The organism is Kribbella hippodromi (assembly GCF_039531045.1).
Taxonomy (GTDB): Bacteria; Actinomycetota; Actinomycetes; order Propionibacteriales; family Kribbellaceae; genus Kribbella; species Kribbella hippodromi.
Window position 1 is genome coordinate 193,014 of the sequence record NZ_BAAAPH010000008.1, and the last position, 13,399, is coordinate 206,412.

The 13,399-nt window shown below is 68.2% G+C and carries 12 protein-coding genes and 1 pseudogene; 6 read left to right on the forward strand and 7 right to left on the reverse strand.

Features of this window, described 5'->3' with window-relative positions; translation table 11 throughout:
• Positions 1-23 precede the first annotated feature (23 nt).
• Genes ABD260_RS14880 through ABD260_RS14890 form a run of 3 tightly spaced genes read right to left on the reverse strand, consistent with a single transcriptional unit; the run spans position 24 to position 3,074 of the window.
• Positions 24-1,067 carry a FecCD family ABC transporter permease gene (locus tag ABD260_RS14880; protein WP_344234084.1) on the reverse strand — a complete coding sequence of 348 codons (1,044 nt, stop codon included), beginning with the start codon at positions 1,065-1,067 and terminating at the stop codon, positions 24-26.
• Positions 1,064-2,095, reverse strand: coding sequence for a FecCD family ABC transporter permease (locus ABD260_RS14885; protein ID WP_344234085.1), 1,032 nt, complete (start codon positions 2,093-2,095; stop codon positions 1,064-1,066). Before ABD260_RS14885 ends, ABD260_RS14880 begins: the two co-directional genes overlap by 4 nt.
• A gap of 4 nt (positions 2,096-2,099) precedes the next feature.
• Positions 2,100-3,074: an ABC transporter substrate-binding protein gene (locus ABD260_RS14890; protein ID WP_344234086.1), complete on the reverse strand. Its 975-nt coding sequence runs from the start codon at positions 3,072-3,074 to the stop codon at positions 2,100-2,102.
• 198 nt (positions 3,075-3,272) lie between these two features.
• Between ABD260_RS14890 and ABD260_RS14895 the strand changes: the two genes are divergently transcribed.
• From ABD260_RS14895 to erm, 5 genes and pseudogenes are all read left to right on the forward strand, one after another.
• Complete coding sequence (locus ABD260_RS14895; protein ID WP_344234088.1) at positions 3,273-4,013, forward strand: nucleotidyltransferase domain-containing protein; 741 nt, start codon at positions 3,273-3,275, stop codon at positions 4,011-4,013.
• A gap of 281 nt (positions 4,014-4,294) precedes the next feature.
• Positions 4,295-5,971, forward strand: a complete 1,677-nt coding sequence (locus tag ABD260_RS14900) for a hypothetical protein (RefSeq protein WP_344234089.1) — start codon at positions 4,295-4,297, stop codon at positions 5,969-5,971.
• A gap of 38 nt (positions 5,972-6,009) precedes the next feature.
• On the forward strand, positions 6,010-6,507 hold the full coding sequence (locus ABD260_RS14905; RefSeq protein ID WP_344234090.1) for a sigma-70 family RNA polymerase sigma factor: 498 nt from the start codon (positions 6,010-6,012) through the stop codon (positions 6,505-6,507).
• A complete protein-coding gene (locus ABD260_RS14910) occupies positions 6,504-7,181 on the forward strand; it encodes a hypothetical protein (RefSeq protein ID WP_344234091.1) in 678 nt (225 codons plus the stop codon). Before ABD260_RS14905 ends, ABD260_RS14910 begins: the two co-directional genes overlap by 4 nt.
• 276 nt (positions 7,182-7,457) lie before the next feature.
• Positions 7,458-8,206, forward strand: a pseudogene (gene erm / locus ABD260_RS14915) (23S ribosomal RNA methyltransferase Erm); the annotation flags it as partial.
• 26 nt (positions 8,207-8,232) lie between these two features.
• On the opposite strand, the gene ABD260_RS14920 reads toward erm, so the two are convergent.
• From ABD260_RS14920 to ABD260_RS14935, 4 genes are read right to left on the reverse strand one after another with little or no spacing between them, the layout of a single operon-like run.
• A complete protein-coding gene (locus tag ABD260_RS14920) occupies positions 8,233-9,408 on the reverse strand; it encodes a lanthionine synthetase LanC family protein (protein ID WP_344234092.1) in 1,176 nt (391 codons plus the stop codon).
• Positions 9,409-9,432: 24 nt separating this feature from the next.
• Positions 9,433-9,912 carry a nuclear transport factor 2 family protein gene (locus tag ABD260_RS14925; protein ID WP_344234093.1) on the reverse strand — a complete coding sequence of 160 codons (480 nt, stop codon included), beginning with the start codon at positions 9,910-9,912 and terminating at the stop codon, positions 9,433-9,435.
• Positions 9,913-9,948: 36 nt separating this feature from the next.
• Positions 9,949-10,866: an aminoglycoside phosphotransferase family protein gene (locus ABD260_RS14930; protein WP_344234094.1), complete on the reverse strand. Its 918-nt coding sequence runs from the start codon at positions 10,864-10,866 to the stop codon at positions 9,949-9,951.
• 14 nt (positions 10,867-10,880) lie between these two features.
• Positions 10,881-11,807, reverse strand: coding sequence for an EamA family transporter (locus tag ABD260_RS14935; protein WP_344234095.1), 927 nt, complete (start codon positions 11,805-11,807; stop codon positions 10,881-10,883).
• A 473-nt stretch (positions 11,808-12,280) separates the two neighbouring features.
• Here ABD260_RS14935 and ABD260_RS14940 point away from each other — a divergent pair, with 473 nt between their 5' ends.
• A complete protein-coding gene (locus tag ABD260_RS14940) occupies positions 12,281-13,393 on the forward strand; it encodes an SGNH/GDSL hydrolase family protein (RefSeq protein ID WP_344234096.1) in 1,113 nt (370 codons plus the stop codon).
• The last annotated feature ends 6 nt before the right edge of the window (positions 13,394-13,399 follow it).

The window sequence follows — 13,399 nt, forward strand, 5'->3', positions numbered from 1 at the left end:
CTCCCGGCCTGGACTGAGGAGCGTCATGCGCGCATTCCCTTCCGGAGCTGGAGCAGGAAGTACGGTGCGCCGAGCACCGCGGTGAACAGGCCCACCGGGATCTCGGCGGGCGGCAGGATCGCGCGGCCGAGAGCGTCGGCGACTACGACGAGGACAGCGCCGACACACGCGGAGGCGGGGATCAGCAGCCGATGCCGTGGGCCGACCAGGCGACGGCACAGATGTGGTGCGAGCAGTCCGACGAACGCGATCGTCCCGCCGACCGCGACGGCCGATCCGGCCAGTGCGATCGCGATCGCAAGCAGCCCGAGCTTGACCCGCTCGAGCCGGGAGCCGAGCGCCCGCGGTACGTCGTCGCCGAGGCCGAGCAGGTTGAGCTGGTCGGACAGCAGCCAGGCCAGCGGCAGCAGGACCAGCGTCCACGGCGCGACCTGCTCGACATGAATCCAGGTGCGGCCCCAAAGACTGCCGGTCAGCCACCGCAGCGCGGCCTGTACGTCGCCGGTGAAGGACGTCGTGACGATGATCAGCTGGATCAGCGCCAGCGAGAACCCACCGAACGCCACCCCGATCAGCGCGAGCCGGCCGGGGTTGACGATGCCGTCCCGCCGCGAGAGCAGGTACGTCGTACCGCCCGCGACGGCCGCGCCCGCGAACGCCGCGGCGGGCACCTGCCAGATCGCGGCCGCGCTGCTGGAGAAGGTCAGTACCAGCAGCGCGGCCAGCCCCGCACCGCCGTTCACGCCGACAACCGCGGGGGAGGCCAACGGATTGCGGGTGACGGCCTGCAGGATCACGCCGGACACCGCGAGGCTCGCCCCGACGCAGAGTCCGACCAGAATCCGGGGCAGCCGGAACCCGATCACGATCCGGTGATCGGCGAGCGTCCCGGTGCCGGTGAGGGCGCGGAGGATCCGGCCGAGGTCGATCTGTACGGCCCCGATGCCGATGCTGACCACCGAGACCGCGACGAGCAGGCCGAACAGCCCGGCGACGACCAGCAGCCGGCGGTGCGCGACCCGCCGCAGGATCATTGCTGAGGGCAACATTTCGGTGAGGGCCGTCATATGACACCCCTTCCACGGCGGGCCAGGTAGATGAAGTACGGCGTACCGAGTACCGCGGTCAGTACGCCGACGGGTACCTCGGTGCTCGGGATCGCGATCCGGCTGATCACGTCGGCGCCGACGAGCAGCGCGCCGCCGTACAAGGTGCCGACGCCGAACACCCGCAGGTACGACGTACCGACCGACCACCGGACCATGTGCGGTACGAGCAGCCCGACCATCGCGATGGGGCCGGCGACCGCGACGGCGGCGCCGGCCAGGATCACCACGAGCGCGACCGCCTGCAGCCGGATCCGCTCGACCGGCAGGCCCAGGCCGCGGGCCACGTCGTCGCCGAGCGAGAGCACCGTGACCGACTTGGCGAGCAGGAACGCACCGCCCAGACCGATGACCGTGTACGGCAGCAGGGTCTCGACTCCGGACCAGTTGGCGCCGTCGACCCCGCCGACCAGGTAGCGGAGCAGGAACTGGATCGCGTTGTCGTTCAGTACGACGACGCTCATCACCAGCGCGTTCGCGAGCAAGGCGACGGTGACGCCGGCCAGCGCGATCCGGCCAGGTGTCATGTCGGCCCCGGCCACCATCACGAACACCAGCGCCGCCGCGGCCGCCGCGCCGGCGAACGCGACGAACGGCATCAGGCCGATCCCGCCCAGGCGCAGCGGGCCGGCCGTGTACGTGACCAGCGCGACCGCCAGTGCCGCGCCGGCGTTCACCCCGATGATCGACGGCTCCACGATCGGGTTCCTGGTGACGCCCTGGACCAGCGCGCCGGCCACCGCTAGCCCGGCGCCGATCAGCAGCGCGACGACGGTCCTGGGCAGGCGCAGGCTCAGCACCGCCGCCGTCAGTTGCGGGTCGGCGTGCCCGGTCAGGGCCCGCAGGACCTGACCGGGCGACGCGTTCCCGGTCGAGCCGACCATCAGGCTGAGCGCACAAGCGACGACCAGCACGAGCACGCCGGCGCCGAGGGGGATCCGTACGGAACGGAGGCGATCGGCGGCTGGTGCGGTCAGTGTTTGCGCCATCGGATCAGCCCTTGGCGAAGGCGTCGACCGTCTGCTGGGCCATCAGCGGCACCGAGAGTACGCCGCGACCCACCGACCAGATCGCGCGATCGACGGTATGCACATGATTTCCCAGCACCGCTGGGATCGAGTCCCACAACGAGTTGCCCTTCCAGGTGTCGGTGACCACCTGCGAACCGGGATCGACGGTCAGGAACATCACGTCCGGCTTCGTCTGCGCGAGCGCTTCGAGCGGCGCCTGCTCGCTCAGCTTGCCCGGAACCTCTTTGTAGGCGTAGGTCAGGCCGAGTTCGGTGAGTACGCCGGCCGGCATCGAGTTCGCGGTGAACGCGAAGAACTTGTCGGGCGTCGGTACGCCGATCAGCGCGCGCTTGCCGGCGTCGGCGGCGAGCTTGGCGTGGGCGTCGGCGATGGCGCTCTTGACGCTCTTCTCCACCTCGGCCGCCTTGTCCGCCTTGCCGACCGCCTGCCCGAGCTTCTCCAGGTTCGGGTAGAAGTCGGCCCAGCTGGTGGTGTCGAGGATCAGCGTCGGAGCGATCTGCGAGAACTGCTGGTAGTCCTTCAGATGCTCGCTCTTGTCGGCGACGATCAGGTCGACGGGTTCGGCGGACAGTACTTCGAGGTTCGGCGAGATGCGGCTGCCGAGCGAGGTGTACTTGCCGAGCTTGTCCTTGAACTGCGAGGGCAACGGGTTCCCGCTGCCCGGCTGCTGCTCATCGGCGATCATCACCGGCTGCACACCCAGCGCCAGCAGGTCTTCGAGGAACTGCCACTGCATGACCGCGACCCGGACGGCGGGCTTGGGCAATTTCACCTCACCCGTCGCGGCCTGCACCGTCACTGATTGACCGTCCTGGCTTCCACTGCCGGCCGCCGCACCGGTCCCCGAACCGCTGCCACCACAGGCGGCCGCCACGGCCGTCAGCAGCACCGCACTCGTGGCGGCCAGCAGACGGCGAGACAAAACTCTTGCATTCATAGGTGCTCCTTAGAACAGGGGAGGAGACTGCAGCGACCTCTGATATGCGAATGCTGTATATCGCTCGAAGGTAGGACCGCCCTGAACCCGTGTCAATGGATCGAGCAAGTTTGCTCCTGCAACAGCTGCTACAGGTTTTCCGGCTCGACGGCCGAGCCCCGTGTTCGGCAGGACGAGGCGGGTGGTCAGACTTTGCCCATGGTGGATCGGGACACTGAGCAACTTGTCGAGGGCTTTGTGGTGGCGCTTCGGGCGGCTGTGCCGGTGGGTTCGGTGTGGGCGCACGGGTCGCTGGCGGGTGGTGACTATCAGCCGGGGCGTAGCGATCTCGACCTGATCGCGGTACTCGACCGGCCCTGTACGGCGGCGGAGGAGGAGCGACTCGGGGAGCTGCACCAGAAGCTGGGCGGTGTCCCGCTGGCGTCGAAGCTGCATTGCAGTTATGCCGTGGTGACTGAGTTGGATGACCCGGCACGCCCGCACTTGACCTGGGCGCATGAAGAGCTGATGCATAGGCCGATCACGCCGGTGACCAGGCGGGAGCTGCACGAGTTCGGGCTTGTTTTGTACGGTCAGCCGCCCGCGGACGTCCTTCCACCGGTGACTGACGAGCAACTGGCTGACTTTGTCGTCGCGGATCTGAAGAGCTTCTGGCTGCCGGCTCTGGACCACCCGGAGCGGTGGTTGCGCGACATCTGGGTCGATCTCGGCCTGCTGACTTTCGCCAGAGCAACGGCGACGCTGCATGACGGAAAGCTGATCACCAAGGCGGAGGCTCTCGACGTACTCACCGAGCTTGGCGCCCCCATCGACGTCGTGGATGACATCAGACAGCGTCGCTACGGCGTGCCGGACCCAGCGACAGAACAGTGGCTCACCCGGCGGGCAGAGCTGACCGTCACCTTCCTCAGACCTGCGATCGAGCAGGCCGTCCGGTGACAGGCCGGTCATTCCGTGCCCCAAGCAAGTAAGGCGCACCCAACGGAGGGGCGGGGGTGCTCGTCTTGGTGGGTATGGAGACGATTGTCGGGTACGCGTTCGACCGGGGTGCTGGGGCGGCGGATGCTGGAGTGGAGCGGGTCGAGGCGTACTACCGGGCGCTTTGGGGTGACGACATCGTCCGGGACCGATGTAGGGCCGGTGCTGTCGGGCTGATCAGCTGGAGCCGGGCGAAACCGTTGTCCAGTTGGCCTGCGTGGCGGGCCGCGGGGGAGCTGTGCGTGGCGAGCCTGTACGCGCCGCTCGGGTACGAGTCTCTTGTTGGTGACCTAGTCCCGGAGCAGGCCGCCGTACCGCTGGCGCGGGCTGTGCTTGCGGCTCCTGGTCGCATGCTGGAGCTGGCTGCGCCGTTCGTGCTCGGCGTCGTGGACCGTGCGGCTGAGCGGCTCGACCTGTTCACCGACTCGGTGGGGCTGGGACGGCTGTTTCAGGTACGGATGGCCGACGGCTGGGTGTGGAGCAACCGGCCGGTCGCCGCCTGCCTGTTCGCGGACCTGCCGCTGCGGGCGAGTACCGAGGGCTGGCAGTACGCGGCCGGCTGCGGATGGTTCATGGGCGACACCACCCCGTACGCCGGGGTGCAGGTGGTGCCGGGGGCTACCCATGTCGCGGCTGACGGCCGACAGCGGATCGTGACCCGGATCGATCCGGCCAGTGTCTGGTCGGGTACGACGCCGGCGGAGGAGACCGCGGAGGGCCTGCGTACGGTGGTGCGATCCATCGGCCGGCTGTGGCCGGGCACACCGACTGTGGACCTCAGCGGTGGGCGGGACTCCCGGGTGGTGGCTGCGGCGTTCCTGTCCGCCGGTGTCGACGTACGGCTGAACAGCTACGGCCCAGAGGTACCCGTCGCGGAGCAGCTGGTCGCCGCGCTGCCGTACGAGGTGGAGCACGTGGTCAAACGACCCCAGCCAGTACTACCGGCATCATCAGCGTCGCCGGTTCTTCCCGAGGTGGTCGATCGAGCGCGGCGGTGGCATCGGTACGGCGAAGGGCTGCGGCCGGCCTCGTACCTCTTCCACGGTCCACCGGCCGATCTGGCCGGAGTGGATCACCTGGCGATCGGCGGCGCGGGCGGCGAGGTGGCGCACGGGCATTTCTACCCACGCGACGTACTGAAGCTGGACGCCAACATCGACGTATTCACTCAGCAACTGACGGCGCGGCTGGTCCCTGCCCGCGGCCCGGCCGAGGCGGCGCGCGAGGCTGTGCGGGTGCAGGTCCAGCGTGTACTGCGCGAGGCCTCGGCTGGCGGACTCGACGACGCGCGCATGCTCGACCACTTCTACATCGTCGAACGGCTGCGCCGGTGGGGTACGACGGCTGAGCGCAGTGGAGTGGTGTCGCCGTTGCTGTTGCCTGCGTTCATGCGCGGCGCGTTCGGGTTGACGACGCGGCAACGGTTGGGCAACGAGCTGCATCTGGCGTTGCTGCGGGAGCTGATGCCGCAGTGGGCCGACATCCCGTTCTACAAGCCGGCCGCGTCCGTACCGGCGCAGGTGAAGCGGCTGGGTGCCGCGCCGGATCAGGAGGAGGTGCGGGTACGGCTTCGTGGGTCGGACGACTTTGACGAGGCCGCGATTCGTACGCTGTGGGCGACGTCGGCGGCGGGGAAGAGCACCGCGGCCGACGAGGTGGCGCTGCGGCAGCTGCTGTGGCGGTCCGTCTTCGATGACCACCTGGGCGAGGTCAACCAGCACATCACCCGGCCGCCCGCGGCGACCTCGGCACCGGCCCGCCCGGCCTCGACGACACCACGCCCGGCCCCGACAACACCAGGCCCGGCCTCGGCGCCGGTCCGGGCGAGTCCGCTGAAGCAACGGGTCCGGCGGAATCCCGCGGTGCGCCGCCTCGCCCGGACGCAGCTTTGGCGTTCGGTCAGAAAATGTCTGCGTTAGCCCCAACGCCCGGTCGCATCAGCTCGTCTTTAGGGGTGATGGCTGACTGGGAACGGGACTTCACGGAGCTGCTCGCGACGCGCGAGCAAGCCCTGCTTGCCTACGCGTACCTACTCACCGGCGAGTCCGCCGCCGCGGCCGATCTGGTCCAGGACGCGCTGCTCCGGGTCTTCCGGCGGCTCCGGCGCGGCGACGACATCGCTCAGCTGGAGTGGTACGTACGCCGGGCGATGCTGAACCAGTTCGTCGACGGGCGGCGCCGGGCCGGCTGGTGGCGGGCGAACCGGCACCTGTTCGCGGCGCCCGAGATACACCATGACCACGATCCGGCGCTGGCGGACGAAGTACGCCGCGCGCTCGGCACGTTGTCCCCGAAGCAACGCGCCTGCGTGGTGCTTCGGTACTACGAAGACCTGTCGGTACTGCAGATTGCGGAGGAGCTCGGATGCGCGGAGGGGACGGCGAAACGGCACCTCGCGGACGCGAGGGCGAAGCTGGCGACTCAGCTCACACTGACCGAGGAGAGCGCGCTATGAGCCCCGACAACGACCTCCGGCAGTTGCTCCGGACGATGGCCGACGAGAGCACGGCGCCGGTCGACCGAGCAGTGCTCGTACCGCGGATCCGTCGCCAGCGCCGCCGGCGGGTCGTACTCACCGGTCTTGCCGGGGCGGTCGCCGTGTCGGCGATCGCGCTCGGTGCGTACGCCGCGCTGCCGGGAGCCGAACCGCCGCTCGCGGCTCCGGCGACCACGCCAACGCCCGCCCCGGTCACGAAGCCACTGCCGACCAAGAACGCCCTGCCGACCAAGAAGCCGGTGCCACCCGGCAGCGGTCCGGTCTGCGGGACGGTTCTCGACAAGCGATTCCCGCCCCGGCTGCCCAGCGGCATGGACGGGCTCAGCGTGCAGCCCGCCGGACTGAGGCGCACCACTGCGGGCTGGACCGGCAGTCTGACGTTCACGGTGAGTGCACCGACGCGGAGCGACCGGCTCGAGCAGGTGGTTCGGCTCGGGGTCACCCGGCAACGTGAGCTGGTCGGTTTCGCCACGCTGACGCGGGTCACGCCCCCGGAAGCAGGCGGTTCGACCGTCGTGTACCGCCTCGACATCGCCGCCTGCGCCAAGCCGATCCCCGCCGGAACCGTCATGATCTACGGCCAGATCCTGCCGCCAAAGAGCCCCCTGACCTTCTTCACCATCCAGCTGTAGCACCCCACGCCTTGAGAACCCACCACGCACTTCCGGCCGCGAAAACGCGCGGTGGCTTCTCAAAGCGCGATCTGGGGTGACGACGGGGCGGCCGCGTACGGGGTCGGGGGTGGGGCAGATATGCTGGGGGACATGAGCTGTGCTGCGCATGCAATTACTCGGATTCGCTGCTTCTAGCGGCGGATCTGTTCTGAGGACGTTTCCGCCGCTCCGCGGTCCAGCGGGCGGCGCTTTCGCGTGCCCGGACGTCACTCTTCTTCCGGAGCGTTTGTTCCCATGCGTACGTATCGGGGTGGCCGGCACGAGCACGGCCAGAACTACCTCACCGACCACACCACCATCGATCGATTCATCCAGCTTGTCGCCGAATCCTCCGGGCCGATTGTCGAGATCGGGCCCGGGCGGGGTGCGTTGACGACGAGACTGCAGGCACTTCGCCGCCCGGTCACCGCGGTCGAGATCGATCCGCGATCAGCCGCGTTCCTTCGGGAATCGCTTGAGGTCGAGGTCGTGACTGCGGATTCCTGACCTGGCGAATGCCGCGCACCGAACATGTAGTGGTCGGGAATGTGCCGTTCCACCTGACCACAGCGATCCTGCGCAAGTTGCTGCACGCGCCGTCGTGGAGCAGGAGCGTCCTGCTGGTGCAGTGGGAAGTGGCGCGGCGCCGCGCGGGCGTCGGTGGCGCGACGATGATGACCGCGCAATGGTGGCCGTGGTTCGAATTCACTCTCGGCGGGCGCGTGCCGCGAAGGGCGCTGCGGCCTGCTCCGAACGTGGACGGCGGTTTGCTGGTCTTGACCCGCCGCCCCGAACCGTTGGTTGCGCCAACAGATCGCGAGCGCTACCGGCAGTTCGTACACGACGTGTTCACCCGTAAAGGGCATGGAGTAGCAGGAATCCTCGCCAACCTCATCGGAGGCATGGACCTCGCTCGGTCCTTGGTCGCGCGTGCGGGCGTACGGCCGGATGCTCTTCCGAAGGACCTGACCGTTGAGCAATGGGTCGCGCTTTTCGACCATGCCCCACCACGCCGTCGAAGGAGGTGACCCTAGTGGTTCGTGGCGAGGTGGTCCGGCCAAGGGATCGCGTACTCGCCGGAGCCGCCCTCGGTCAGGCGGGCGTACCGCAGTAGTTCGCGAAGGATGCCTGCGTTGCCCATCGCCCAGCCGGGGCTCGGTTCGAGGTCTGGTGGGGTTGCCCGGTGTTCGTAGTTCGACCAGCGGACGCCGGATTCGTCGACGAGGGCATGGGTGGCGAGGTCGTCGACGAGGACGTCGGCGAAGGTGGAGTCGTCGCCGCGTTCGACGATGCGATCGCAGGCCAGGGCGAGTACGCCCGCGGTTCCGCAGCAGCGGCCGTGGTTGTCCCAGAAGCCCGGGCGGATGCGGCGCGGCAACCCGGACTCGGTGACCGTTTGCCAGCAGCGGTCACCGAGGCGTACCCAGGCCGGATCGCCGGTGACTCGCGCGAGCAGACGGAACACCTGTGCGTCACCGGCCGGCCCGTTGCACCACCCGAGGCTGTACCGCTCGATCAGCTCCGGGCGGTGCGGCGGGTCGGAGTGCGGTACGAGGAACCCGGAGGCACCGGCTTCATTGCGACTCACGACATCCGCCGCACCGGCGAGCGCAAGGTCGATCAGGTCCTGCCGGCCGGCGGCGTGACCGACGGCGGCCAGCGCGTACACGATGCCCAGGGTGCCGTGCGCGATGTGATGGGACCGGGGCGGAGTCGGCCGGACCTGCCAGTTCACGCCGCCTGGTGTCTGATCCGCGGTCGTCAGGTACGGCGTCACCGCGGTCACGGCCAAGTCCAGATCGCCCGCGCACAATGCGCCGAGCCCGATGCCGGCGTTGCCTGCCAGCAGCTCGAACATGGAGTTCCAGCGATGCCCGTCGAAGCGATCCCGAACCTGGGCCAGTGCATCGTTTGCTGCCTCGTGCTCGCCCAGCGCGGCCAGGCTTGCGGCGACGCCGGCCAAGCCGAAGTACAGCGACGAGCCCTCGACACTGTCGATGCTCGCGACCAGAGCTGCCACGCGGGCTTTGACCGCGCGGTCGTAGCGATCATCGTCGAAATGCCGCGCGGCTTCCTGCAGAGCAAGCACAATGCCGGCCTGACCGTGGTACAGCGATGAATCCTCGGGGTTGCGATCGACCAACCAGTCAGCCGCTCCGCGCGCAAGCCGGGTCGCAGTCTCGGTACGTGCCGCTGACGTCTCCATGCCCGGCAGCCTACCGACGCTCGATCAGCCCGGAGTGAGAGCTTGGGCGACGGTGAGGCTGTCCTCGTACACGTGGTAGCGGGTGATTTTGCCGTTGACGATGGTGAGATGCAGTGCGATCAGGGCGCGGTACGCGCGTCCCGTGGCTCGGGCGGTTTGCCGGATGTCGCCGAGGATGACGGCGTCCTGGCCGTCGATCAGGACTCGAGGTGGCATCCCGCCCCGCTTCTCCGGGACGTGGGCGGCGTTCAGTTCGTGGAAGTGCTGGGCGACGTCGGCGCGGGTCGAGCGGGGGCGGATCCAGGGGACCGAGGGGTCGCCCTCGTCCGGCCAGTCGAGTTGCCAGTCGATGCTGTCGGCAAACAGTTCGGCAATCCGGTCGGGATCGCCTTGGGTCAAGCGGTTGAGAAACTCGGTGACGGTGGCCGCGACCGCCTCGCGCCGTCGGGCAGCGTCGTTGCAGGCGGCCACAGAGCGGTCGGCCGGCGTCGAAGGATCTGTCATGACCTCAACGCTAAGTCAGTTCGCTGACATCTCGTGTCAGCGTTTCCCGAACGGAGGAAGGGCGTTGGCGATCGTGGTTTGGGAGGGGGCGATGGTGGTCTCGCCGTCCTCTATGTCCCACAGGGTGTTCTGCAGCAGCCGGGCCAAGGTCCAGCCGGTGGCGCGCTGGCGGTCCAGACCGAGGGCCTCGGTCAGCACATCGAAGCGGCGCCGGACCAGTCGGGGAGCGTCGCCGGCTGGGTGGCCCTCCAAACCGGTGTCGAGGGCCGGCCACAAGTCGAAGCCGGGGTCGCCGACGAGAGGTTCGGGGTCGATGGCCAGCCAGGGTTCGCGATCGGCGGCGAGCACGTTGTCGTAGTGCAGGTCCCAGTGCAGCATCCGGTCGCCCGGCTCGCTGACCAGTTCGGTGACGGCCGCCGCCCAGTCCTGCACCCGCCGCTGGTCATCGGGGTCCGGTAGGGCCGCTACCGCCGCCGGAACCGACGCCAGCATCTCGTACGCGATGTCGCCGAGACCACGCAGACCTTCGGGCGCGGGTACGGAGTGCAGCCGGGCCATGATTCCGGCCAAGGTGGTGATGGCCACGTCATCGTCTTCGAGGGACGCCAGCGTCCGTGAGCTGTCCAGGTGCTCCAGCAGCATGGCGCTGCTCTGCGGATCATGGTCGAGCATCCGTACGATGCCGTCGCCGTTCCACGCCCGCAGCCCGATCAGTGCGGCGGTCGTTTCCTCCCGGGGCAGTTGGAGTTTGAGGGCAGCGCGTGAGCCGTCCGTACGCAGCACTGGAAACACCAGCGACGCTTCACCGGCGCCGGCATCACCATCGCGCTTCAACTCCCAACGATCCAGCAATCCCTGAACCAGCGCGGGGAGCTCGGCAATCCATTGCTTGCCTTCGGCGCCATACATCCTGGCGTACGACGCGGCGAACGGGCCGGGAATGTCCAGATCCATTGGGAAACCGTAGCTCAGGGGCCCTGGTGAGACGAAGCGGGTTTCGGTTGTTGGGAAGCCGCGGGGCGTTGCTGGTGGAGGGCGACGCCCGCGACAACCAGCGCCACACCGAATGCCTCCGCGGCGGTGGGGAACTGGATGAGCACGATGATCCCGATGACGGTGGCTGTTGCCGGTAGCAACGAAACCATCAGGGCGTACGTGGCGCGGGGCAACCGAGCCATGGCGAGTTGGTCGGTGACATAAGGGATGACCGAGGAGCAGATACCCACCCCGGCCGCGGCGGCAAGCGCGACCGGATCCAGGAAGGCCGGTACGGCTTGGCGGAGGCCGATCGGCAGGGCGATCACCACGGCGATCAGCATCGACAGCGCCAGGCCGTCGATGCCGGACACCTGCCGGCTGCGGGCCACGCGGTGCCCCAGCACGATGTAAAGGGCGAACAGCACGGCATTGGCGACAGCGAACGTCATCCCGAGTGGTTCGGAAACCAGCCGGACGTCGGTGAGCAGGTACACCCCGCCGACTGCCGCGATCAGTGCGGCGATGTTCCGGCCGGTCCGGGCGGCGACCGCGGCCAGCACGATGACCGGCAGAAACTCGATCGCGGCGACCGTACCCAACGGCAACCGGTCGATCGCGAGGTAGAAGACGCTGTTCATCACCGCGAGGACGGCGCCCCAGCCGAGCAGCAGCAGGCGAGTGGGCCGGTCGAGGCGACTCCACACCCGCCACGGCCGCCGCCACGCCGCGAACAGGACCGCGGCGGTCGCGATCCGCAACCACGCCACCCCGAGCACCTCGACGCGGGCGAACAACAGCACCGCCAGTGCGGGGCCGAGGTAGTGGAACACCGCGCTGACCACGAAGTACACGTGCGGCGGCATTCGCTCCACGGTCCGTGCGGCGCTTCCTGGACGGGCGTCGTCCGAACTTGTCATGCCCCAATTGTCGACAGCAAGACCGAACGCCACCATGCGCAAACGAAGGCTCCAAGGGCGGTCTCATGACTGCACCAATAACTCAAGGACCGATCGGCTTTCCGTTCGGAAATCTGCTTGGAGGGCGAGGTCCAGTGCAGTTCGGTTTCTGGGTCGGATGTTTCGGGGCGGCTGGGGTTCTTCGACCGGTTCGCCACCGTCGCCTCGGCGTTTGCTTCCAGGGCCTGGTTCTTCGCGCTCTGCGTGTTGCTGGTGGTCGTCTGGGCGCCCTGAGCTGAAGCAGGCAACCCGTGAACTCCGGGACGCGGTAGGCCTCGAGGGCCGCGAAAAGAGCTCCTGACCAGCGCGGGCCGGGCTGCCGGAGCCGGCGACGCCGGCCGCAAATCTTGTCCTGGTTTTGGTCAATTCCCGCTGTGGTGTGGGGGTGGGGTGCTCAATAGCGTCGACTCGACATCGAGTGAGGGAGACGGCGGATGGTTGAGCGGGATGGTGGCCGGGGCGCGCGGATCGTCGGCCGGCGGACGGTGCTCAAGGCGGGTTCGGTGGTGGCGGGTGGGGTTGTCCTCGGGGCATCGCCGCTGACGAAGGCGGTCGCTGGTTGCGTGTCGTACGCCGATGGGGTTGTTCCGGTGAGTGATCCGAACATTCGGTACCTGGGGCGGTGGCAGCAGGCGGCTGGGTACGTCGAGGGGTACTACCAAAGCGGTCTCGAACTTCGGTTCACCGGGACGTCGACAGCGGTGGTGCTGGAGAATTCGTGCCGGATTCTTTATCGGGTGGATGGTGGCGCCGTGCAGCGGAACATCACCGCGAGTGGAACGGTGGTGATTGCGGCGGGGCTCGGTGCGGGGCCGCATTCATTGCAGTTCTATTCGGAGTATCAGCAGTCTTTTCCGAAGCTGAAGTACCTGCAGATCGACCCGGGTGCGCGGACGCAGCCGGTGGCGAGGCGGCCGGTCATGGAGGTGATCGGCGATTCGATCTCGGTCGGGTACATCGGGCCGGGGTTGGTGAATTCGCTGGGCAGTTCGTTCAGTTACAAGGCGCCGGAGCTGCTCGGGTTCGCGCACAATACGGTCGCGTTCGGCGGGATTGCGACGGCCGCGGGCTCCGGGGCACCGGACGCGTCCGGAATGGTGAGCCGGTACACCAAGCTGTCCGAGTACGTCCCCGGTGAGGTGAACGTACCTGGTTGGGACACGGCACAATACGTACCCGACTGCATAGTCATCAATCTAGGTACGAATGACCCGTCGACCGGACCAAAGGCGATCAACTTCCAACCCGCGTACCTGACCTTTCTCGAAAACCTCCGGGCGTACTACCCCGAGGCGACGATCTTCGCGATGTCACCCCTCAACACCGCACACCGAACCGAAATAGCCGACTGCGTCACCACCAGAAACACCACCGGCGACGCCAACGTGCTGTTCATCGACACCACCGGCTGGATCAACCCCACCACCGAAACCACCGACGGCACCCACCCCACCATCCCCGCCCACGACAAAGTAGCCCAAAACCTGGCAACCACAATCCGTGGCCACCTGCCCCTTCGGCCCGGCAGTCAGCTCAACAACCGCTGAGCGCGC